The sequence below is a fragment of the Ferruginibacter sp. SUN002 genome (assembly GCF_050611725.1).
Classification (GTDB): Bacteria; Bacteroidota; Bacteroidia; order Chitinophagales; family Chitinophagaceae; genus Ferruginibacter.
The window spans coordinates 1919184-1943402 of record NZ_JBODJB010000001.1; the positions used below are offsets into that span (position 1 = coordinate 1919184).

The 24219-nt window shown below is 37.7% G+C and carries 19 protein-coding genes; 13 read left to right on the forward strand and 6 right to left on the reverse strand.

Annotation, left to right across the window (positions count from 1 at the left end; genetic code table 11):
- Nucleotides 1-129 precede the first annotated feature (129 nt).
- Nucleotides 130-600: a hypothetical protein gene (locus tag ACQ33O_RS08685; protein ID WP_430995176.1), complete on the reverse strand. Its 471-nt coding sequence runs from the start codon at nucleotides 598-600 to the stop codon at nucleotides 130-132.
- Nucleotides 593-1963 (reverse strand): DUF3696 domain-containing protein, encoded by a 1371-nt coding sequence (locus ACQ33O_RS08690; protein WP_430995177.1) that lies wholly within the window; start codon nucleotides 1961-1963, stop codon nucleotides 593-595. Before ACQ33O_RS08690 ends, ACQ33O_RS08685 begins: the two co-directional genes overlap by 8 nt.
- A 521-nt stretch (nucleotides 1964-2484) precedes the next feature.
- Here ACQ33O_RS08690 and thrA point away from each other — a divergent pair.
- The 7 genes from thrA to ACQ33O_RS08725 all read left to right on the forward strand — a co-directional run bounded on the left by thrA (nucleotide 2485) and on the right by ACQ33O_RS08725 (nucleotide 13683).
- Nucleotides 2485-4932, forward strand: a complete 2448-nt coding sequence (gene thrA, locus ACQ33O_RS08695; RefSeq protein ID WP_430995178.1) for a bifunctional aspartate kinase/homoserine dehydrogenase I — start codon at nucleotides 2485-2487, stop codon at nucleotides 4930-4932.
- Nucleotides 4933-5105: 173 nt separating this feature from the next.
- A complete protein-coding gene (locus ACQ33O_RS08700) occupies nucleotides 5106-6038 on the forward strand; it encodes a homoserine kinase (protein ID WP_430995179.1) in 933 nt (310 codons plus the stop codon).
- Nucleotides 6039-6323: 285 nt separating this feature from the next.
- Nucleotides 6324-7637: a threonine synthase gene (gene thrC / locus ACQ33O_RS08705; protein ID WP_430995180.1), complete on the forward strand. Its 1314-nt coding sequence runs from the start codon at nucleotides 6324-6326 to the stop codon at nucleotides 7635-7637.
- 382 nt (nucleotides 7638-8019) lie between these two features.
- Nucleotides 8020-8988 (forward strand): Gfo/Idh/MocA family protein, encoded by a 969-nt coding sequence (locus ACQ33O_RS08710; RefSeq protein ID WP_430995181.1) that lies wholly within the window; start codon nucleotides 8020-8022, stop codon nucleotides 8986-8988.
- 14 nt (nucleotides 8989-9002) lie between these two features.
- Nucleotides 9003-9497 carry a YqgE/AlgH family protein gene (locus ACQ33O_RS08715; RefSeq protein ID WP_430995182.1) on the forward strand — a complete coding sequence of 165 codons (495 nt, stop codon included), beginning with the start codon at nucleotides 9003-9005 and terminating at the stop codon, nucleotides 9495-9497.
- 65 nt (nucleotides 9498-9562) lie between these two features.
- On the forward strand, nucleotides 9563-11167 hold the full coding sequence (locus tag ACQ33O_RS08720) for a Na+/H+ antiporter (RefSeq protein WP_430995183.1): 1605 nt from the start codon (nucleotides 9563-9565) through the stop codon (nucleotides 11165-11167).
- A gap of 77 nt (nucleotides 11168-11244) precedes the next feature.
- Nucleotides 11245-13683, forward strand: coding sequence for an outer membrane beta-barrel protein (locus ACQ33O_RS08725; protein WP_430995184.1), 2439 nt, complete (start codon nucleotides 11245-11247; stop codon nucleotides 13681-13683).
- A 71-nt stretch (nucleotides 13684-13754) separates the two neighbouring features.
- On the opposite strand, the gene ACQ33O_RS08730 is transcribed toward ACQ33O_RS08725, so the two are convergent.
- Both ACQ33O_RS08730 and ACQ33O_RS08735 read right to left on the reverse strand, forming a co-directional pair.
- Nucleotides 13755-14009, reverse strand: a complete 255-nt coding sequence (locus ACQ33O_RS08730; RefSeq protein WP_430995185.1) for a hypothetical protein — start codon at nucleotides 14007-14009, stop codon at nucleotides 13755-13757.
- Nucleotides 14010-14028: 19 nt separating this feature from the next.
- On the reverse strand, nucleotides 14029-14460 hold the full coding sequence (locus tag ACQ33O_RS08735; protein ID WP_430995186.1) for a VOC family protein: 432 nt from the start codon (nucleotides 14458-14460) through the stop codon (nucleotides 14029-14031).
- 155 nt (nucleotides 14461-14615) lie between these two features.
- On the opposite strand from ACQ33O_RS08735, the gene prfB reads away from it, so the two are divergent.
- Both prfB and pruA read left to right on the forward strand, forming a co-directional pair.
- A protein-coding gene (gene prfB, locus ACQ33O_RS08740) for a peptide chain release factor 2 (RefSeq protein WP_430995187.1) occupies nucleotides 14616-15705 on the forward strand; the annotation gives its coding sequence in 2 pieces (ribosomal slippage) (nucleotides 14616-14675 and nucleotides 14677-15705; 1089 coding nt in all).
- A gap of 143 nt (nucleotides 15706-15848) precedes the next feature.
- Nucleotides 15849-17483, forward strand: coding sequence for an L-glutamate gamma-semialdehyde dehydrogenase (pruA, locus tag ACQ33O_RS08745; RefSeq protein ID WP_430995188.1), 1635 nt, complete (start codon nucleotides 15849-15851; stop codon nucleotides 17481-17483).
- Nucleotides 17484-17540: 57 nt separating this feature from the next.
- On the opposite strand, the gene ACQ33O_RS08750 is transcribed toward pruA, so the two are convergent.
- Entirely contained in the window at nucleotides 17541-20816 is a 3276-nt protein-coding gene (locus tag ACQ33O_RS08750; RefSeq protein WP_430995189.1) for a reprolysin-like metallopeptidase, read from the reverse strand.
- Between the two features lie 237 nt (nucleotides 20817-21053).
- On the opposite strand from ACQ33O_RS08750, the gene pyrR reads away from it, so the two are divergent.
- The 4 genes from pyrR (at nucleotide 21054) to ACQ33O_RS08770 (ending at nucleotide 23553) form a co-directional block, all read left to right on the forward strand.
- Complete coding sequence (pyrR, locus tag ACQ33O_RS08755; protein ID WP_430995190.1) at nucleotides 21054-21575, forward strand: bifunctional pyr operon transcriptional regulator/uracil phosphoribosyltransferase PyrR; 522 nt, start codon at nucleotides 21054-21056, stop codon at nucleotides 21573-21575.
- A gap of 26 nt (nucleotides 21576-21601) precedes the next feature.
- Nucleotides 21602-22528: an aspartate carbamoyltransferase catalytic subunit gene (locus tag ACQ33O_RS08760; RefSeq protein WP_430995191.1), complete on the forward strand. Its 927-nt coding sequence runs from the start codon at nucleotides 21602-21604 to the stop codon at nucleotides 22526-22528.
- Nucleotides 22529-22645: 117 nt separating this feature from the next.
- A complete protein-coding gene (coaD, locus tag ACQ33O_RS08765) occupies nucleotides 22646-23116 on the forward strand; it encodes a pantetheine-phosphate adenylyltransferase (RefSeq protein ID WP_430995192.1) in 471 nt (156 codons plus the stop codon).
- 5 nt (nucleotides 23117-23121) lie between these two features.
- Entirely contained in the window at nucleotides 23122-23553 is a 432-nt protein-coding gene (locus ACQ33O_RS08770; protein ID WP_430995193.1) for a hotdog fold thioesterase, read from the forward strand.
- Nucleotides 23554-23557: 4 nt separating this feature from the next.
- Here ACQ33O_RS08770 and ACQ33O_RS08775 read toward each other — a convergent pair whose 3' ends face one another.
- A complete protein-coding gene (locus ACQ33O_RS08775; RefSeq protein WP_430995194.1) occupies nucleotides 23558-24184 on the reverse strand; it encodes an NUDIX hydrolase in 627 nt (208 codons plus the stop codon).
- Nucleotides 24185-24219 lie beyond the last annotated feature (35 nt).

Consider the following 24219-nt stretch of genomic DNA (forward strand, 5'->3'; position numbering starts at 1 on the left):
AGTAGCTGTTGTCTGTATATCTTTGACCACTGACATACGAATTGTAAATGTTGTTTTGATTATGTTGTATGTCTTGAGTTATAAGTTCAAGACAGCTTCAACTCGTTAGAACACTACGGATAGCTGGGATTAAATTTCATCATTGATTTCTTCAGCTGTTACAATAGAGATTTCTAAATCTCTTCGAATCGTTCTTCTTTTTTTAATTTGGTAATCTGTAAAATCATGTGAAGCCAAAACTTTATCTGTTGAATTACAAGTAACTCGTAAAAACATTCGATCTTTCTTATTTCTAATTATTTGTTCGATGTAGTTTTTAATATTATTGATAGGCTTATTTGAAACAAAATCCATTCTGCCATTTGATGCTAAGTGAGTAATTAATCTATATCCAAGAGTACCTGGTTGGAGATGTTTAATATACTCATAACCTAAATAACTAGTATTTTCTGTTTCATCCATAGAGAATCCTTCATCAACAGTGCAATTAATTGTATTTATAAACATCTTTTGTATGAATATTACTGAGTATTCAAAATATTTGGATTTTGGGTCATCAGCATGTTTAAGAGTACACGTATCGATTACTATATCAACCATTTTTCTTTCTTTTTGCTTGTTCCGATGCTATGATTAATGCCTCTTTTAATGATTCTGCAAAAAAATCTTTAGGCCAATCGATTTGCTTAATTTGTCCGTTTTCTTGTAAATTAATAGGACTAATCTTTGAGCTAATAACATCTCCTTCAATAAAGTAAATTGCAACTTCATCTGACTTTACTTTCCCCTCAGCTATCAATCTTCTTAATCTTAATAATAAATGCTCGCTATGTGTCTCAGCAATTACAGTTTGTTTCTTTTTTGCCATAGCGACAAATAAGTCGGCAAGTTCACATTGTATTTTTGGGTTAAGATGAATTTCAGGCTGTTCAGCTATAGTGATATTTCCTTTTGGAGAAACTAAAGCTTGTACAATTAAAGGTAATATTTGAGAAGCTCCAAACCCTGCGTTAGAAATACTTGTGTAATACATTGAATTTTTTTTCATAAATCTTAGGGAATATGCATTGCTGTATAATTTTTCCAAACACACTTCATCCCCAAATCCAAACTTTTGCACCCAGCTATTAAGCTCAGTATTATTGTTACCTATTTTTTTTAATAGATTTGGCATATTTTCCCCCTTGCTTCCTACTGTATTATACGTTTCATTTGTGATTTCATAAATACGATGTGGATTGTCTCGAATAGGGCCTAAGAAACTAAGGTCTCCTAAAAATTTTTGAACACTCGAATTATTGTAAGATAATGCAGATAAAAATTGGGAAAATCCTTTTGAAAATCTACCAACTTTTCTTTTTATTTTTTCAGAGTTATTATTTTCTTCATCTTCTAAGTCTGATAAAATAGAGTTAGTTGAAAATAAAAAATTGACTGTTTCACTTTTTGAAATTGCTCTCTTCTCTTTTTCTGTCATCGTATCTTTCCCTATTCCAACAAATTTATTTGTGCCGTTTTTATTTCTAGTTAAACTTAAAAATTTTCGACCATATAAGTCATAAATGGTCATTGCCTTAAGTTTGATTTCAGCTTCTTTATTTTCAACATTAAATGTTACATCAAACCCACCTGGAGGATAATCTCCAATCTCGGATAATCTCTCTGTTGTTTCATGAATATGATATTTAAATCCAAAATAAATTTCATTTTCAGTTACATATTCTCTCGCTATCTCTTGATAATTTCCTGCATCATATAAATCTCCTTTTAAAATTATTGGAGATAATCGATCCCTAGAGTTAACAGTCTGGTTCATTAATAAGAATGGAGCAAGAAAATTCGTTTTCCCTGAGTTATTTGATCCCAGAATTATAGTAATAGGTTTTATTTTTACCCACCCCGTATCTTTAAAACCTTTAAAATTTTTCCATCTTACCTCAATGTAGTCATGATGTATATCCATTAATTTTCAAGTATTTTGGTAATCAATTTTTTTAGATTAAGCTAATATACTAACACTCCCCAACATAACATCCAAAAAGCTCAATAACATTCCTATGCTCAGCATAGCCGGGATAGGAGTGGAAAGCCCGCCGCTTGCGGCGGCTTGGAACGTATAGCCCGAGCATAAAGCCCAGCTTTGCACTCTGCCCATGCTACTAATGTGCTGATTTGTCGATATGCTGATTGGGGTGGTCTTATTAATAGAAGACTCTTGATTTTTTCATCAGCACATCGGCATATTAGCACATCAGCACATCAATTACAATATTTTTTCCCTATTTTCGTTTTACAAACGTCGTGGTACACAAAAACACACATATTATTCCTTCTTTTTCTGCTATAATTAGCAGCACTACCACAATTTCTACAACAACCCGTTAGGGTTGTACATTTTCATATTACCTTTGGGCGCTTTTAGCTTTTAGTTCAACAAAACGAATTAGTAAACATTATTATATATTATCCTTAAATAAGTAGCAAATGCAGGTGTTAAAATTTGGCGGAAGTTCAGTAGCCAATGCAGAAAATATCAATAAAGTAGTAGCAATTGTAAAAGATAAAGTGGCTGCCGATAAAACGGCGGTGGTGGTATCGGCGCTGGGGGGCATTACGGATGTGTTATTGGGTTGCAGCGCTTTGGCTGCTAAAGGTGACGAAAGTTTTAAAGACAAGTTGCTGGAAGTAGAGCAACGCCATTTACAAACGGTAAAAGAATTGTTGCCGCTGACACAGCAGAGCAGCGTATTGAGCCTGGTAAAAACATTGTGCAACGAGATAGAAGATATCTGCAACGGTATCTTTTTACTGAAAGAATTATCGGAGCATACGAAAGACCGTATTGTAAGTTATGGTGAATTGTTGTCGTCGCAGATCATTGCGGCTCGTTTAAAAGATGCCGTGGGTGAATGTGAGTGGATCGACAGCAGGGAGGTAATTACCACCGATTCTAATTTCGGTTCGGCTGCGGTTGACTTTGGTACTACCGATAAAAAAGTGGCTGCAAAATTTGCGGCATCGTCTTCAAAATTATTTATTCTTCCGGGTTTTATTTCGAGTAACGAAGCAGGTGAGGGCACTACCTTGGGTAGAGGTGGCTCGGATTATACTGCTGCTATTTTAGCGGCTGCATTGAATGCACATACATTAGAGATATGGACAGATGTATCGGGTATGATGACGGCGGATCCCCGTTTGGTGGCGAATGTAAAAATGATACCTCGTATCTCTTACCAGGAAGCGATGGAATTGTCGCATTTTGGAGCAAAGGTTATTTACCCGCCAACGATTCAACCGGTGTTGAAAAAAGGAATTCCTACATGGATCAAAAATACTTTTGCGCCGGGTGATATTGGTACAGTGATTGAAAAAGATGCAGCAAAAGATGATACCAGCATCCGTGGTATCTCCAGCATTGGTAAAATAACGTTGTTGAGTTTGGAAGGTAGTGGTATGATCGGTATTCCGGGTTTTAGCAAAAGATTGTTTGGTGCATTGGCCAATGCAAAGATCAATGTGATATTAATTACACAGAGTTCTTCTGAACATTCTATTTGTGTGGGTATTGATGATGCAAATGCTGCATTGGCAAAGAAAGTGGTGGATGAAGAATTCAGCTACGAAATAGAAACCAACAAAGTGGAACCATTGGGTATGGAAAGAGAGTTGGCTATTGTTGCACTGGTGGGTGATAATATGCGTAGTCACCCGGGTATCAGCGGTAAAATGTTTGGTACACTGGGTCGTAATGGGGTGAATGTTCGTGCTATCTCCCAGGGGTCTTCTGAAAGAAATATTTCTGCAGTGATAGGAGCGAAGGATGTGAAGAAAGCGATCAACGTATTGCATGAAGCATTTTTTGAAACAACGTATAAAGAGATCAATTTATTTGTGGCTGGTGTGGGTAATGTGGGTGGTAAATTATTGGCGCAATTGCACAAACAACAATCTTACTTACAAAAATACCTTCGCATTAAAGTGAAAGTGGCGGGTATTGCCAACAGTACTAAAATGTTGTTCAATGATAATGGTGGTATTGATCTGGCAAACTGGAAAGAAACATTGTTGAAAGATGGTGTGCATATGACTAGTGCAGGTTTTATCAATACCATTATTGAGAAGAACGTACGTAACTCAGTGTTTGCAGATGTTACAGCGAATGCGGATATTGCTGAACTGTATGATAGATTGCTATCAAAAAGTATTTCTGTAGTAGCGTGTAATAAGATAGCCGCTTCTTCTTCGTTTGAATATTTTAAGAGCTTGAAAGAATTGGCAAATGAATTCAACGCAGGTTTCTTATACGAAACAAATGTGGGGGCTAGTCTACCGGTGATTGGTACACTAAACGATTTGATTCGCAGTGGCGATAAAGTGCGTAAGATAGAAGCGGTATTGAGTGGTACATTGAATTTTGTTTTCAACAACTATAAAGGCGAAGGTTTTTCTGACGTGGTGATGCAGGCGAAGAAAGAAGGGTATACTGAACCGGATCCTCGTTTAGACTTGAGTGGTAAAGATGTGATGCGTAAAATATTGATTCTTGCACGTGAGTGTGGGTCTAAAATAGAACTGGACGATATTACCAACCATTCCTTTATGCCGGAAGAATGTATGCAGGGATCAGTAGATGATTTCTTTGCATCGATGGTGAAACATGAGGCTCACTTTAAAAAGTTGTATGATGAAGCAGCTTCTAAAGGGAATATCCTGAAGTTTGTTGCTAAGTATGAGAATGGTAAAGCGTCTGTAGGTTTGCAGCATATTCATCCGGAGCATGATCTGTTCCATTTGTATGGTAAGGATAATATTGTGTTGTTTTATACGGATAGATATGTTGATCAGCCTCTTGTAATAAAGGGTGCAGGTGCTGGAGCGGAGGTTACTGCTTCGGGAGTGTTCGCTGATATCATACGGGCCTCTAGGGCGTAATGTGCTGATGTGCTAATATGCTGATGTGCTGATGACGAACTCGATGAAGTATGATAATAGGCAATCAGTAATTATTTTAATAAGGAATAAGAAATGAGAAATAAGGAATAAGAAAGTTGAGGAGCTTCTAAACTCTAAACATTCTAAACTTCTAAACCCTCTAAACAATTTAAATGAGTAACACTAAATATGTTAAGGTTTTAGCACCTGGTACGGTAGCGAATTTGGTTTGTGGCTTCGATGTGCTGGGTATGTGCATCAATGAGCCGAATGATGTGATGGAAGTGACGATGCTGGATACGAAAGAGATCATTATCAAAAGTGCAGACGGCTATCCTTTGCCGCTAGACCCTGCAATGAATACGGCAGGTGCTCCTTTAATTGAAATGATCAATGAAGTGGGTGGTAATGTTGGCTTTGAAGTGATCATTCATAAAAAGATAAAACCGGGTAGCGGTATTGGTAGCAGTGCTGCCAGTGCGGCGGGTGCTACGGTTGCGGCGAATCATTTATTGGGTAATCGTTTTTCTAAAGAAGATATGGTTCGCTTTGCGATGTTTGGCGAAAAAGTTGCCAGCGGTGTAAAACATGCGGATAATGTGGCACCCTGTATCTATGGAGGGATTACGTTGATACGTGGTATTCATCCGTTGGATATTGTGAGCATTCCTTCTCCTGACTTATTCGTTACCGTTGTACATCCGCAGATAGAAGTGAAGACCTCTGATGCAAGACAAATTCTTCGTAAAGAAGTGAAGTTGAAAGATGCGATCAAACAATGGGGAAATATTGCAGGATTGGTTGCAGGCTTTATACAAAATGATCTGCCACTGATCAGTCGCTCTTTGGAAGATGTGATCATAGAACCCGTACGCAGTATTCTGATACCTGGTTTTGATGATGTAAAACGTTTGTGTAAAGAAGCTGGAGCATTGGGTGGAGGTATATCCGGTAGCGGACCTTCTATTTTTATGTTGAGTGAAACGGAGGCAACGGCTAATGCGGTTAATGAAGTGATGAAAGATGTGTATAATAAGATTGGGCTTGATTATAACACATATGTGACTACTATTAATAAGACTGGTGTTAAAATAGTTGATGCATAAATGTGTGTTGTTCTTTTTTGCTTGCCCAAAAAAGAACCAAAAAAGGGCCCCGACAAAGGATTACATCCCCTTTGTCGGTTGGTACTCCGATTAAGCTTTTGTACTACTGTAAACTCGGCTTTGGTAATTCTACATTATGGAGAAGATCGAATCGAGTTAGTAGACTTTAAGGCTACAAGTTGCAAGCTTCAAGGGAGAAGCAGAAGAACTTGAAATATAATTCTTGTCCCTTGAAGCTTGTAGCTTGAGGCTCGAAATAAATAATTTAACGAATTAAATAAATTCATGCAGTATTACAGTACCAACCATCAATCACCGAACGTAAGTTTTAAAGAAGCTACTATTCAAGGACAAGCACCGGATAAAGGATTGTACTTTCCTGAATCGATTCCGACTGTGCCGAAGGAGTTGATTGAGAATATTACACAATACAGTAATGAAGAAATTGCTTATCAGGTGATCAAACCTTATGTGGGTGATACGATCCCTGAAGATGTGTTGAGAAAGATCGTTGCAGAGACGGTGAATTTTGATAGTCCGTTAGTGAAGATCAATGAGCATATTTCTTCATTGGAATTGTATCATGGCCCGACGTTAGCATTTAAAGATACAGGTGCAAGATTCATGAGTCGTTGCCTTGGTTATTTTGTAAAAGAACAAAATAAAAAGGTTACCGTATTGGTGGCAACATCGGGTGATACAGGTGGAGCAGTGGCTAATGGTTTTTACGATGTGGATGGGGTAGATGTGGTGATCTTGTATCCTTCAGGAAAAGTAAGTTCTGTACAGGAAAAACAATTAACTACGCTAGGTAAAAATATTCATGCCTTAGAAGTGAATGGAACATTTGATGATTGTCAGCAAATGGTGAAGCATGCATTCACTGATAAAGAATTGAATGAAAAATTGTTTTTGACCTCTGCAAATTCAATCAATGTTGCAAGATGGTTGCCGCAACAGTTCTATTATTTCTTTGCTTATAAACAATGGGTTAGCACCCCTTTAGGGGATGGGGGCAATCCTCCGGTGATTTCAGTGCCGAGCGGCAACTTCGGAAATATCTGTGCAGGAATCTTAGCGCATATCTCAGGCTTGCCTGTAAAACATTTTATTGCTGCATGCAATGCCAATGATATTGTTCCTGAATTCTTTAAAACAGGACAGTACACGCCTAAAAAAGCAGTTGCTACTATTTCCAATGCAATGGATGTTGGCAACCCAAGCAACTTTGTTCGCATCTTAGAAATATTTGATAATAAGATCGATAATCTAAAAGAAGTATTGAGCGCCTGCAGCATCACCGATGATGAAACAAAAGATACGATGCTTAAGGTTAAACGTACCGATCATTATTTGTTAGATCCACATGGAGCAGTTGGGTATCTGGCTTTGGAAAGATATCAAAAAGATCATCCAACAGATAAGGGAATGATATTGGAAACAGCACATCCGGTGAAATTTTACGATGTTGTAGAGCCGGTAATTGGGGAAGCTGTTCCTATCCCTGAAGCCATACAGGAGCAGATCAATCTTGAGAAGAAGAGCACGGTGATAAATGCTGATGGAGAGCTACTTAAAGCGTTTTTGCTGAAAAATTAATGCCGTTTCATACAATAAAAAGGGCCTTGTTGTCGTTTAGGTGTTTAGGTTCAATTTTAATTAATCTTTAACCCTAAAACCCCAATCTATGAAAGCATTATCAGTAAAATTAATCATGGTAGCCAGTGCACTAACTTTTAGTGTTTGCACTACAATGTTGCTTTATCAATTAAGTTAAACATTAACAATAAAATCATTACAACTCCTGTTGATCATTCAACAGGAGTTTTTTTATGCTTCCGTTTCACAGAGATGCACGTAGTAACAGATATTCACAGAGAAATTTCAATCTTTTGAAAGACTGTTCTACATTCGAATACTTTCTCTGTACATCTTTTTGTTTCTTTGTATATCTCTGTGAAATATTTTCAATTTTTATAGTATGAATAAAATAAAATGGGGCATCATTGGTTGCGGAGATGTAACAGAAATTAAAAGCGGACCGGCATTTAATAAAGTTCCAAATTCATCTTTGGTTGCAGTGATGCGAAGAGATGCTGCAAAAGCTGAAGATTATGCTATTCGGCATAATGTGCCGAAATGGTACAGCAATGCAAATGAATTGATCAATGACCCTGAAGTGAACGCTGTTTATATTGCTACACCTCCTTCTTCACATTTTGAATATGCCATTGCTGCAATGAAAGCAGGGAAACCTGTTTATGTTGAAAAGCCAATGTGCTTGAATGCTGAAGAAGCAGTTATCATGTCAACGTTTTCTAAAGAGAAGAATGTAAAGTTGGTGGTGGCTCATTACAGAAGAGGTCATGCAATCTTTCAAAAGATAAAACAACTAATCGATGAAAAAGCGATCGGCGAAATACGTTTTGCTACGATGGAATTTCTACGCAAACCATTAACCATTGATAAAACAAATATCTGGCGTGTAGATCCGAAAATATCCGGTGGCGGTTTGTTTCATGATCTTGCACCTCATCAACTCGACCTAATGTATTATTTTTTCGGAGAAACAAAACAGATCAATGGTTTTGGTGCAAACCAGGCCGGATTGTATGCGGCCGATGATATAGTTACTGGTAATATATTGTTCGATTCTGGAGTAGTGTTTAATGGTACCTGGTGTTTTTCCGTTGCGGAAGGTTTAGAAAAAGATCATTGTGAAATGATCGGTTCGGAAGGGAAATTAAGCTTTAGTATTTTTGAAGGGAATACGATCACCATTACAAAAGCAGGTAAGGAGACTGTATTGGAATTCGATCTGTTGCAACATGTGCAACAACCGATGATAGAAATGGTTGTAAATTATTTTTTAGATGAAGCAAATAATCCTTGCAGTGGCGATGATGGAATAGTGGTAATGAAAATGCTGGATGTGTTTACAGGTAAATAAATAAACAGTAACAAATGAATATCTCTCCTGGTACAATATTGATCAGCACGCCAACAGTAGATGATCCTAATTTTGAGCAAGTGGTTATTCTTATTACGGAGTATAATGATAAAGGGGCCTCCGGTTTTGTCATAAATAAATTGTTCTCTCGAAAATTAAATGAATTGATAGAGTTCAAGCACTCAAAAGCGTTTCCTCTATTTGAAGGTGGACCGGTAGAAAAAGAAAGCCTTTATTTTATTCATCAATGTCCCGACCTCATTGATGGTGGAATGTTCATTGTTGATTCAATTTATTTAGGTGGGAATTTTGAACAAGCAGTTAAGTATATCAGCAACGATACCATCGATGAAAGTGATATCAGGCTTTTTGTTGGTTATTGTGGTTGGGATCCGGGGCAGTTGGAAGAAGAGATACAGGAATCGAGTTGGGTTATAACAGATATTGATGCACAAACTGTTTTTGCTCATCCCGATAAAATACATCAACTGCTATTTCCGGCATTATAATATTCTTTAAAAGCATTAATACCACCCTGTTGTTTTTATTAGTGATGATGTTTTATTTTTAGGGCATGGAAAATGTTGCAGTCATCATTATGTTGTTGTTTGGAATTGCCTTTCTAGGTATCATTACCAATAAGTATAAATTTCCTTTCCCTATTGCATTGGTTCTTTGCGGAGTTGTGATCAGCGTAATTCCCGGCTTTCCTTTAATAACATTAAGGCCCGATGTAGTCTTCATCGTATTTCTGCCACCATTGCTTTATAGTGCTGCATGGTATACCAGTTGGCACGATTTTAAAGCAGCCAAACGATCCATCAGTCTGGCTGCTATAGGGTTGGTAATATTTACAACGGCTATTGTTGCAGTTGTAGCACATGTTCTCATTCCGGATGTTAGCTGGCCCTTGGCATTTTTGATCGGCGCCATTGTTTCGCCACCCGATGCTGTAGCTGCAACATCGGTTACGAAAGGATTGGGATTGCAGCCACGACTCATCTCTATACTCGAAGGAGAAAGTTTGGTGAACGATGCAAGTGGTCTTGTTGCATATAAATATGCACTTACGGCTATTACTGCCGGTAATTTTATTTTATGGCAGGCGAGTCTTAATTTTTTGCTGGTTGCTTCGGCAGGTATTGCTATTGGTTTGGCTATTGGATATATTATGTATCTGGTGCATAAAAATTTTGTTTGTGACCCGGTGATAGAAACCACCCTCACTTTTCTAACACCTTTTGCGTCTTATTTATTAGCAGAACATTTTCATTTTTCCGGAGTGCTGGCAGTAGTTACAACCGGTTTGTATTTATCCTTCAGGTCGGCAGAAATATTAACCCATCAAAGTCGTATTATGGCAACTGCGGTATGGGATGTAGTTGTATATATTTTAAACGGCTTGATCTTTATTCTGATCGGCCTTCAGTTACGTAGTGTAATAAATGGTATCAGTAATTATTCGGTTGGTTCATTGATCTTATGGGGGCTCGTTGTGAGTGTTGTTGTGATACTGGTAAGGTTTGTATGGGTATTTCCGGCAGCCATGTTGCCTCGTTTTTTAAGTAAAAGGATCAGAGAAAAAGAGCCACCTGTTGATCCCCGTAATATGGTGATATTCGGATGGGCCGGCATGCGTGGAGTGGTTTCAATGGCTGCTGCACTGGCTTTGCCGTTAACGTTGCCGGATGGAACGGCCTTTCCTCATCGCCATTTGGTGATATATCTTACTTTCTGTGTGATCTTATCTACCCTCGTATTGTTAGGGCTTACCTTGCCCTGGGTGATCCGTAAAATGAAAGTGGAGCCTTATTCAGCTTCAGCCGAAGAGTACGAGATAAGAACTAACGTTGTTGCACACACTATTACTCACATAGAAGAAAATCTTTCACTAATGCATGGCGAATTATTACATAATATAAAAAGCAAGTATGAGGTAAAATACAACCGCCTTCAAAAAACCGATCTTCCTGCCAATTATTTTGGGCAGGGAGCAGTACTTGCCAGTAATGTCTTTAATGAGTTTACGCAATTACAGATAGATCTTATCACCATCGAAAGAAATAAGATAGAAGAAATGCATAGAAAAGGTGAAGCCAATGAAGAAATTCTTCGTAAGATAGAAAGAGAACTTGATCTTGAGGAGACAAGACTTAGGATGGAAATGTATGAAGGCTGATTGCTGCTCCATACATGAACGGCTACCGTTCAACATAAATTCTTACTCCAAAATGACTATTGCTATATTTTAGCCGAATGAAGCTAATTCAACGAATACATATTTTGTTGGTACTATGCATGGCAGGGCTTTTTAGCCAAGCACAAGTAAACAAGCCTGAAGAAGTGCCTGATATTATTCTTTCTATTGCCAACGAACATTCAATGCCTGTTGTTGACGCAACAGTTGAACTGTTGCATGATAATAAATTGATAAAAGTAGCTATTACAGATTCAAACGGTATTGTGGTTTTTGAAAATATTTTAAAAGGAACATATGCTATTGCTGTTACACATGTCAATTATGCAGCAATAACAATTACACAGGAATTTCCCTCTTCACAAACCAAAATGCCGATTATACTTAAGCCTCGTTCAACAACTATGCAGAGTGTAACTGTTAGTTCAAAGAAACCATTTATACAGCATACTGAAGGCAAGGTTATTTTGAATATAGATGCATCTATTACAAATGTCGGTGCTACTGTTTTGGAAGTGCTTGAAAAATCTCCCGGTGTAATGATTGACAGAAATGGCGATATTTCTCTTAAAGGCAAAGCAGGTGTATTGGTATTGATTGATGATAAGCCTACATTTTTATCCGGTACAGAATTGAATAATTTACTTAGTAGCATGAATGCATCGCAGGTAGAAAAAATTGAATTGATGACAAATCCGCCTGCCAAATATGATGCAAGCGGCAATGCAGGAGTGATCAATATCAAAACAAAAAAGAGTAAAGCAAAAGGTTTTAACGGTTCGGTTACATTAACACAAGGGCAAGGTTTTTATCCAAAAGAAAACGGCAATGTGGTGTTGAATTATCGTACAGGCAAATTCAACATGTTCTTTAATTACAACATTAGTTACAACAAATACTTCACTACTATTTATGCATTGAGAAAGTATTACGATAACGGACAATTGACCTCTGTTCTTGATCAACCTACACGTTTCACAAGCAATTATTTTACGAATACTGTAAAAACAGGAGTGGATTATTTTGTTACACCAAAAACCACCATCGGTGCTGTGTTGAGTGCAAGCAGAACACATCGCAAAGCAGCAAGCAAAGCTACCGCTACATGGTTTAACGAGATGGGAATAAATGATTCAACCGTTACAACTTACAGTAATAGCGATAATCCTTTTGAGAATTGGGCTACTAATGTAAATCTTCGGCATAAAATATCAACAACACAGGATATTGCCATTGATGTTGATGGATTGAATTACAAAATTACCAACGAACAGGATTTTAAAAATAGTCTGCAAGGTTCCGGAGGATATACTGAGATGTCGAGAGGAAATATTCCATCTGTGTTGAAGATCATTTCGGCAAAAGTGGATCATACTTTACATTTTGGAGGAGAGAGCATGTTGTTATCCGGTTTTAAATCTTCGCATATCAATACAGATAACGTTGCATCTTATCAAAATTTTGATGGTACCGATTGGCAGGAAGATTATGGTAAGAGCAATCATTTTTTGTACAAGGAAAATATCAACGCTTTGTACAGCAGTATCGAAACAAAGTATAAACGTTTCAGTATGCAGGTAGGTTTGCGTTATGAGTTTACCAATTACGATGCACATCAGTTAGGTAATGTTGTACAGAAGGATTCTGCGTTCAGTCGAAAATACAGCGGCTTATTTCCGAGCGGCTATATAACTTATCAGGCCGATTCGTCTAACAGTTTTACACTAACTGCCGGCCGCCGAATAGACAGGCCTGCTTTTCAAAGCCTAAATCCTTTCACTTTTATCATTAATAAATATACCTATGAAACAGGCAATCCATTTATTGTTCCACAGTATAGCTGGAACCTTGAGCTTACGCACCAATACAAAGAGTGGTTGATCTCTTCCGTGTCTTATAGTATTGTGAAGAATTATTTTTCTCAACTTTTTCTTACAGATATAAACACCGGTTTATTATTTTATTCTCAAGGGAATGTGGGTCGTACACACAATCTGGGGCTATCTGCCACTTTAATGATGTCGCCGCTGCAATGGTGGTCGTTCAATTTACAGGCACAATACAATCATAAAGAATTGAAAGGATATGATGGTAATGAAAACTTTCGTTCAGACATTGATCAACTGAACATTAATCTTAGTAATCAGTTTACATTCGCAAAAAAATATAGCGGAGAAATTTCCGGCTATTACACTACCCGTGCCCGTAACGATCTTCAGGAATTGTTGTATCCAACAGGCCAATTGTCTATTGGAGTATCTCGACCCATACTAAAAAACAAGGGCACTGTGAAAATGAGTGTTCGTGATATTTTTTATACGCAGGCAATGGAAGGACTTACACAGTTTGAAAAAGCTACCGAGTATTTTATTGTTCGTAGAGATAGTCGTCTTGTTAACCTGTCTTTTACTTACAGATTCGGGAAAGCATATAAAGTTAACAAACGTACTAGCGGCAGTGCCGGCGATGAAATAGATAGAGTGGGGAGTGGTAGGTAGGTTAGTCTTGTTTAGGTTTAGAATGTTTAGCCCATTATTGGTTGCCGACAAACGATTTTCGATTATATTGGTTATTTCAAATTCCGTTCTTTTAAAAGTTCATCCAACTCTTTACTTCTTTTATTTTTCGGGTCGTTGATCATTCTGTAAATAATATACAAAGGAATTAACGTAAGCATTCCCCAACTGCTTTTCACAACACTGTAAAATATAATGCCTATTAAGAAGCCAATAAAGAATGCATTAGTTATGGAGGACGATTTCAATTTCTTTGCTTCGTCTAATAATTCTTGGTCTGATAATTCTGAAAGATCTTTATTTGCCATAGTTTATTTGTTTAATTGATTATGCCTTATAATTCGAATCAAAATCTACCATCCATTCAATACCATATCTATCTCTAAACATACCAAAATATGAACCCCAAGGGCTGTCTGAAATAGGCATTTCAATTTGCCCGCCTGCCGAAAGTCCATTGAATAATTTATCAGCCTCTTCTTTGGTTGCTGCACTAATTACAATTTTACTTCTGTTCTCATTTTCATTAGTTCGACCTAGTATTTCAGGTACATCATTAGCCATTAAAATACTATTGCCTATTGGTAAAGCAATGTGCATTATTTTATTCGCTTCATTTTCTGCTACCGGAAATTCATCACTTGCTAGATCTTTGAAACGCATTATTTTGGCAAACTCTCCACCAAATACTGATCTGTAAAAGTTGAAAGCTTCTTCTGCATTTCCGTTGAAATTAATGTGTGGATTGATATGTGCCATAGTTTTTATTTTTTATTGTAATTCAAATGTACAGCTTAAGTACAAAATAGATAGGTTATGGATGCGTCAAAAAAGAGGTGTTCTGCGACAAAAGGCCACTAATAAATACGATTTAACCTCTAAACATTCTAAGCCATTTCCTCTATCTTTGCATCATGACAACAGAACAATTAAAGGATATAAGAGACCGTGTTTTGGTTTTGAGGAGGTTTCTTTGACGTCGATAATCGACAAGCTAAAATAGACAACGACAAACAACTTTCACTTTCTCCTGGCTTTTGGGATGATAATGCCAGAGCCACTTCCATTTTAAAAGAAATAAAAGTGCACGAGTATTGGGTAGATATGTACCATGCTGTTGATACAGCTGTGGAAGACTATGCCGTACTCTTTGAGTTTTGGAAAGCCGGTGAAACAACCGAAGAAGATGTAAGGGAAGCCTACAACCTTGCAATAGAAAAAGTTGAAGAAGCCGAATTTAAAAGTACGCTCAATGAGCCTGAAGATGAGCTCACTGCTATTATGGAAATTAACAGTGGCGCTGGTGGTACCGAAAGTCAAGACTGGGCAGAAATGCTAGCACGTATGTTTAGAATGTACGGCGAAAAACAGGGTTGGACAGTTACTGAAATGGATTGGCAATGGGGCGATGGAGCAGGTATCAAAACCTGTACCTATAAATTTGAAGGCCCTTTTGCGTATGGCTTTTTAAGATCAGAAACAGGAGTACATCGCTTGGTACGTATATCTCCGTTCGATAGTAATGCAAGAAGACATACAAGTTTTGTTTCCGTGAATGTATATCCGCTAGTAGATGATACGATCAACATTGAAATAAATCCTGCGGATGTAAAAATGGAAACCTCACGAAGTGGTGGTGCCGGCGGACAAAATGTAAACAAAGTAGAAACAAAAGTGCAACTAACGCATATACCTACGGGTATTGTAGTGGTTTGCCAGCAAGATAGAAGCCAGTTAGGTAACAGAGAATTGGCCATGCAAATGTTGAAGAGTCGTTTGTATGAAATTGAATTGCAAAAACGCAATGAATTAAAAGATGCCAATAACAGCAAAAAGAAAAAGATAGAATGGGGTAGTCAGATACGTTCCTATGTTTTCCATCCTTATAAAATGATCAAAGATCACCGTACTGATTATGAAGTTGGTAATGTAGGTCCGGTGATGGATGGGGAGTTGGATGGGTTTATAAAAGCGTATTTGATGAGTGAGAAAGAAACGGATTAATTTGGTGATTTGATGATTTGGTAATTCCTTCAATTTGAAATAGCACAAATTTACAAAGTAGTATTCTTCAATACATCGTCAAATTATCAAATTACCAAATCATCAATTTGATTTATTAACTTTAAAGTCTAAATTTCTGTGTTATGCAATTCGGCGATTTTTATTACCCCCTACCTGCAAATGAGCCCGTACTACAATATGCTCCGGGCAGCAAAGAAAAAGCAGCATTAAAAGCAGCTTTAAAACAACTAAAAAGTGAAAAGATAGAAGTGCCGATGTACATTGGCGCCGATGAAGTACACACTGCGAATAAATCAACCATGCATCCGCCACATCAACACAAGCACGTGTTGGGGACTTACAGCGAAGGCGATGCCGGTCATGTAAAGAAAGCGATCAATGCTGCTTTAAAAGCAAAAGATAAATGGGCCAACCTTAGCTGGGAGAACAGAGCCAATATATTTTTAAAAGCGGCCGATCTGTTGGCAACAAAATACCGTTTTCAAATGGTTGCCGCTACCATGCACGGACAAAGTAAAAATGCTTACCAGGCAGAAATTGATTCGGCTTGTGAGTTAATAGATTTCTTACGTTTTAATGTTCATTTTTTAAGTGAGATTTATCGGCAGCAACCCATCAGTGTTGCCGGCATACAGAACAGAGTAGAGTACAGGCCTCTGGAAGGATTTGTATTGGCGGTATCTCCGTTCAATTTTACTGCTATTGGAGGAAACCTCCCTACAAGTGCTGCCATGTGTGGTAATGTGGTGGTATGGAAACCGGCACATACACAGGTTTACTCTGCACAATTATTTATGCGTATTTTAAAAGAAGCAGGGTTACCTAACGGTGTTATCAATTTAATTTATGTAGATGGCCCGGTGTTGGGAGAAGAGTGTTTCAATCATCCTGACTTTGCCGGTGTACACTTTACCGGTAGTACAGGTGTGTTTAATCATATGTGGAAGACGATAGGGGAAAATATGAGTAAATACAAATCGTATCCTCGTATTGTTGGAGAAACAGGCGGTAAAGATTTTGTGTTAATACATAAATCTGCTAATCCTGATGTAGTTGTTGCTGCATTATTAAGAGGTGCTTTTGAATATCAGGGGCAAAAATGTAGCGCTGCATCTAGAGCCTACCTTCCTTCTAATATTGCTACAGAAATAAAAAAGAAAATGGTTGCCGAACTCAAAGAAATGAAAATGGGTTCTGTAGAAGATTTTACCAATTTTGTAAATGCGGTGATTGATGAAAAAAGTTTTGATAAGATAGAACGCTATATCAAAAATGCAAGAAAAAGAGATAGCGGTGCAAAAGTGATTGCAGGAGGAAAGTGTGATAAAACCGAAGGCTACTTCATCGAACCAACAGTAATAGAAACAACGGATCCGTATTATGTAACAATGTGCGAAGAGATATTTGGCCCGGTATTGACCATTTATGTTTATGACGAAAATAAATTTGATGATATTTTAAAGATCGTTGACAATACTTCTCCTTATGCTTTAACAGGTGCTATCATTGCACAAGACAGATATGCAGTAGAGTTGGCAACAAATAAATTACGCAACAGTGCCGGTAATTTTTACATTAACGATAAACCTACAGGTGCCGTTGTTGGTCAGCAGCCATTCGGAGGTGCAAGAGCAAGCGGTACAAATGATAAGGCAGGTAGCATTTTGAATTTATACAGATGGTTGAGTGCAAGAACAGTGAAGGAAGTTTTAACACCGGTTACAGATTATCGTTATCCTTTCTTACAAGAGAAATAATGAATCTGCTTATTAATAAAAGATCCGAAGTTATTAGCTTCGGATCTTTTGTTATAATTAGTTCTGTTGTATGGTGAAATTGTCGGGCACTCTGAATACTTTCTCTGGCATTACAGTAAGTGTCGAGTTTGGCGATACTGTATAGGGTATATCTAACAAGCATTCTCCGCCAATGATTGGATCAATGACAATAGTGCTTCCTGCAATCAGTGTTGCCGGCGGTTTAGAACTGTTTACCCAGTTTGAAGCATCACTCCAGTTACCATTGCCATTGAAAATATAGGTCAGGTCCAAAGCTGTGGTCGATGCCGAACAAACCTGAATGCCCCATCCCGTTAAACTGCCAGTATTACTTCCTACATTATCAGTAACCGTTAGTGTCCAGGTTCCGGCACTTGATTGTCCGTTAAATGCCGATAACAAGTTTTGTGGCACTACTGTAATGTTGCCTATTGGCGGGCATGGAAAGGTTGCTGTGCTTGCCTGATCGTCAAGATTCAAACTAAAATTTCTGAACCTTGCCCCCGTATTACATATTTGATCAAATAATACAACACTTGTATTATTAGGGCCGGTTAACGTAAATGTAAGATCGGTGATCCAATTATGTGTACCCACAAGGCCAACAACATTTAAGTCGGTAATGGTTGCACTGCTATCGATCGGTATTGTAAGTGCAGAAGTAATTGTGCCTATGGCAGGAATGGCTTTCGGTACTTCAGGACTTTGGCTTACAAATGTGTAACATCCGTTAATGCCTGTTTTAAATAAAAACTGATCGGAATATGTACTGCTGCCGCAACTGTTAAAAGCTTTCACTCTCCAGTAATAAATAGTATTCTGATTTAAAGGCGTTGTTAAAGTATAGTTGTTGCTACTTATGTTTGAAATGGATTGTACTGTTGTGGCAAATATATTTGAAAGTGATATTTCCAAAGTATATGAAGTTGCTGTAGGCACTGCCGACCAGTTAAATGTAGTTGATGCACTTTGACCAATTGCCAGGTCTGCAGGCGTTATAAGATTTGGTGCTGCCGGAGCAGGATTTCCTTTAGTGATCGTTATTACTCTTGATCTTATTATTGTACCTGATGTGCCCGTAACCGTTATGTTATAGTTGCCAGGTGCAAGTGTATTGGTGTTATTAAGTGTCACAAATGCAGTATCTCCCGGAGTAACGGGGTTAGTTGTATAGCTCAAGCTTGTTCCTACAGGGTTGTCTGATACAGATAATATTATTGGTGTTGAGTAATTCCCGATTGAAGTGCTAGGGATCTTTCCCGTGGCACTTGCGTCATCACATATTTTTACAGTATCGGCAATGCCAAAATTATAGGTAGGGGTAGTACTTGTAATTGAAAAGTTATTGTTGGAGATATCATAGAAAACATTGCCTACACTCATTACTCTTATACGTGCCGTTGTTGTAACATTTTCCGGAACCGTAATGTTTTCTGTACCGTCATTAGCTGTAGAAGCCAACAGGGTAATGGGATAAGTTAATCCGCCGTCGGTTGATAATTGTATGGTTACATTGGCACAGTTGACCGGAGCAATATTAGTATTGGCTGTACTCCATGTAATAGTTCTCGATTCGCCTGCGTTCCATACAATACTTGTTGCGGTTGGATAAGTAACAACAAATGGGCCTGAGTTGCCATCAACAGTTGCAGACATTTCTGCAAAACATACACCACCTCCATCGGCACGGTTATCCCTTGCCGTTAGTCTGAAAAGAAGTGTACGGCCATAAGATGGCAGTAATTCTCCTTTGGTGGTGGTATTATTGATAACATCAGATAATTTTGGAAAATATCTGGTGCCTGTACTAACAGGAGGGAATGACCGGAAAATAGGGGCATTGCCGCTTGGGTTATTCCATGTACCGAAAGGGCCACCAACATTGATCTGATCCCAGCTGTATGTTAAGGCATCATTATTTGCATCAGTAGCGCTGCCGGTTAAAATAAACGGGGTAGATTTTGGAATGGTATAATTTGTGAGCGCAGCAACCACCGGAGGTGTATTACCAGTACTTGTTTTCACTGCACAACTATTGCCAAACCCATTAATTGTATAGGTAGATACCTGATCAAAACTTACCGGATGAAAATATGGGTCACTGTGTGGTTGAAGATCATCTGTGCCACAAATACCTGCATAGGCCATAATACTGCTTCCGCTGCCCGGTTCTGCATTCGTTGTATTACTTCCGTTTCCACTACAAGCCCCTAAAGTTGAGTTGAACGGATGATCGGCACCTAAAGCATGTCCCATCTCATGCGATACATAATCGATATCGTAAGGATCACCAACCGGAACATCCAGGCCTGTAATAGAAGTAGCCTTTTCGCCGGTACGGCATACAATACCTAAGCCGGAATAACCACCTCCACCAGTGCTGAAAGTATGCCCCATATCATAATTGAGGTTACCAATGTTGGCATCAATTACAGTCTGACTTTCATCTATCAATATAGTTTCGTTGTTGTTGCCTGTAAACGGATCTGTTGCCGGGTTGGTATAAACAATATTTGCTTCATTTGCCACCAAAACAAGGTGTACATCAATTTCCTTTTGATAAACTCCATCAACTCTGTTTACTGTAGTTACAATTGCCGATAAAGCCTGTGCAACAGTAGGATTGGTCAATCCTGTAGCTGCTCTGGCATATTCGCCGGTACAAGCTACTGCAAGCCTGTAGGTTCTGAGTTGCGTACCGATGCATTGCTTTGCCTGCACAGCCTCAGTTCTTGCAAGTCTTTTTATTCTATTGGTGTCAATGCGTACACCACGTTCAATAAATACTTCGTTTTTTACAAAATCGGATTTGTAATAAGAGATATAATTAGCTCTGTCGTTCTGAGCATAATTATCAATAAATACCGATGAAGTAACAGGAGACAAGATCATGGCATGAAAACCCAAAGGCGTCATATCTAATGTGATGGTTGCAGTTTTATCATCTATGCCTTGTCCAGAATATGTTTTGATGTCAGGAAATTGATCCTGTAATTCAGGAGCCATTACACTTGTTTCCCAAACAGTGAACTTTGATGTTGTTCCATCGGGCATTGGAATGGAGAGAATATTATCAGTTGTAATTCCTGTATTTCTATTTACTGCTGATAAGTGTTTGAAAAAACTTTTCAATGAAGTTGTATCCAGATTCACTGTTCTGTATTTTTTCGGAACAATGACTCTTTTTAATGCAGGATTTTTGATACGCAGTTCTGATACATCCTTAAAAAAAACTTTCTGAGCTGTAACGGAAATTGCACAGCTTAAAAAGAAAACCAACGTAAGTAATAGTTTTGTAAAATTGCTTTTCATGGATCTGTTTTACTGATCTTTTAATTGTATAATAATAAGGAAAAAACAAGAAGGGTAAATATCTGCAAAATATTTTACATATTTCGTTATTATGGCGATGTTTTTTGACAAATCTGTTGCTTTTCGGCTCAAAAATTACCGATTTTATATTTATTTGAAACAATTGCGAATTTCATGGGTAAATTATTTTATAGCTCAAAACACTATCTTTGACAAAATTGAAATTATTACCACTCCGTGAAAGAAATTTTATCTCATTCGGCATTTAAAACGCAGGTAGAAAACCTTGCAGATGCAATAGTAAAACAACATAAAGATATTTCTAATGTAGTGTTTGTTGGTATTCAACAAGGAGGTGTTTTACTGGCAGATGATATTATCTCAACAGTACAAAATAAACTATCAATTCCATCGATCAATTACGGACAACTCGATATTACTTTTTACAGAGACGATATTCGTAATGAAATACTGGCACCGGATGTGATGCACATTCCATTTTCTATCGAAAATAAAATTGTGATACTGATCGATGATGTGCTATTTACAGGCAGAACCATTAAAGCTGCTTTGGATGCATTGATCGATTTAGGTAGACCCGAAAAAATTGAACTTTGTGTGTTGATAGATCGTAAAGAACATCGTCAGTTTCCAATACAAGCAGATTTTGCAGGAGTTGAGGTAAAAACTGAAAAAACTGATAAAATAAAGTTACAAAAAGATAATAATGGAAATAAAAATGTAGTGCTTATAAACTAATTATTTTACTATAACTTCGCTCTTTAATGCAACTATCTACTAAACATCTACTAGGCATTAAAGACCTTACTCCTCAGGACATTTCACTTATTTTATCAACGGCAACACAATTCAAAGAAGTATTACAACGGCCTGTAAAAAAAGTTCCATCACTTCGTGAAGTAACTATTGTAAATTTATTTTACGAGAACAGTACCCGTACAAGAATATCATTTGAGTTAGCAGAAAAAAGATTGAGTGCCGATACTGTTAACTTTGCTGTTTCAGGATCTTCTGCCGCTAAGGGAGAAACTTTGCTGGATACTGTAAATAATATCTTGTCTATGAAAGTAGATATGGTAGTAATGCGGCACAGTGCAAGTGGAGCTCCGCATTTCTTAGCGAAACATATTCCTGCAGCCATTGTAAATGCCGGTGATGGTATCAACGAACATCCCACACAAGCTTTACTCGATGCATTTTCAATTCAGGAAAAGCTCGGAACACTGGAGGGTAAAAAAATTGTTTTAATTGGCGATATCATGCATTCAAGAGTTGCACTCAGCAATATTTATTTACTGAAGAAAATGGGAGCAGAGGTAATGGTTGCAGGTCCGCCTACACTGATACCTAAATACATCAGTGAGGCCTTGAATGTAAAGGTTGAGTACAATTTAAAAAAGGCACTTGAATGGTGTGATGTAGCCAATGTGCTGCGTATTCAGTTAGAACGTCAGAATCAGGTATTGTTTTCTTCTCTTAGAGAATATAATTTAGCCTATGGCGTTAGCAGAAAACTGTTGGATGGATTAGGTAAAGAAATAGTGATTATGCACCCCGGCCCCATCAACAGAGGCGTAGAAATTGACAGCGATGTAGCAGATAGCCAACAATCCATTATCTTGCAACAGGTAGAAAATGGTGTGGCGGTGAGAATGGCTGTGTTGTATCTGCTGGCTGGAAACAAAAACTAATTGATTTGGCAATTTGAAGATTTGAAAATTTGGAGATTCAAAAAACTCTTCAAGTCAAACATCTCCAAATTTCCAAATTTCCAAATTTTCAAATTTTCAAATTTTCAAATTAGCATTATGGCGAGAGTTTGCTTATTCCCCGGAACCTTTGACCCTGTTACGTTAGGTCATATTGATATTATCAATAGAGCTTTGCCTTTATTTGATAAATTGATCATCGGTATAGGACGTAATGTAAACAAAACACCAATGTTCAGCGAAGAACAAAGATTGCAATGGGTGAAAGATATTTATAAAGATCAGCCGAAAGTAGATGCGGTATTGTATGACGGTCTAACAGTAAATTGTTGCAAAAGTGTAGGCGCCAATTTTATTTTGAGAGGTATTCGTTATGTAAACGATTTTGAATATGAAAAAGCGATAGCGGATATGAACAGAAGCATCGAAGGCCATATTGAAACCATATTTCTTACCTGCTTACCACAGTTCACTTCAGTAGCATCTACACTTGTACGTGATGTATATAAAAATGGCGGCGACGTTTCGCAATTCTTACCTGAAGTTGTCAATCAGTCCATCAAAAAATAAGTACTATGTCTATTTGGTTTAATAAGCATTTACGTTTGCAAGATCTTACACCAATGTTAGAAGGCACAATGTCTGAACATTTAGGCATGGAGTTTATAGAAATGGGAGATGATTTTCTGAAAATGAAAATGCCGGTAGATAACAGAACCAAACAGCCTTATGGTTTGTTACATGGCGGAGCAAGTTGTACATTGTCTGAAACAGTTGGTAGCGTAGCTGCACATTTGGTTGTTGATTCTAACAAATTTAGCTGCGTTGGTCTTGAGATCAATGCAAATCATATACGTAGTGCAAGGCAAGGATATGTCACTGCGATTGCAACACCTTTACACCTAGGAACCAATACACATGTTTGGGATGTGAAAATATCTGACGATGCAGAAAAACTTATTTGCATCAGCAGATTAACGATTGCCGTATTAAGAAAAGCACTATAGTTTATTATTTGCCAAAATATATATTCAAAACATCTTTAATGGAGGGGTAGGTATTTTTCATTGGTTCATCAATTGCATTTGCACTTACCCATTTTATTTCGGAAATATCTTCTTCTACTTGTGGTTTTATGCTTTGTTTAGTTGGACAGGTCATATAATACCAATGTGTGGTTTTTAGAAAATGTTTGCCATAGGCATTGTAAGTATGATAGGTTTCGCCTAATTTTTTCTTAAGTGTGATATTGGTAACACCGGTTTCTTCTTCAACCTCCCTTACGGCACATTCCTCTATCTTTTCGCCTTCTTCTACCTTGCCTTTTGGAAGGTCCCATTTCTTCAAACGATATATAAACAATAATTTGTTGTCTTCATTTTCGACAATGCCACCGGCAGCTTCAATTAAAGTAAAATGTTTGAAAAGAGATTTTTTTAACTTGTCCAATTCAGGATATAATAACACACCGGCATGAAATTCTTCTTTCTTGATCTCATGCAGCATTGCATTGATTGCATTGGTAGAAATTTCATCAACCAAAACCGCATCCGGATGATGCAGTATCTCTTTTAAATTACTGTCGAGTTCGTTACAGAGGTAAAGCGGTTTATCTCCAAAATATATTTTAATGTACATAGATGAGCCGAGTTAGAATATTTAAACAAACTTTC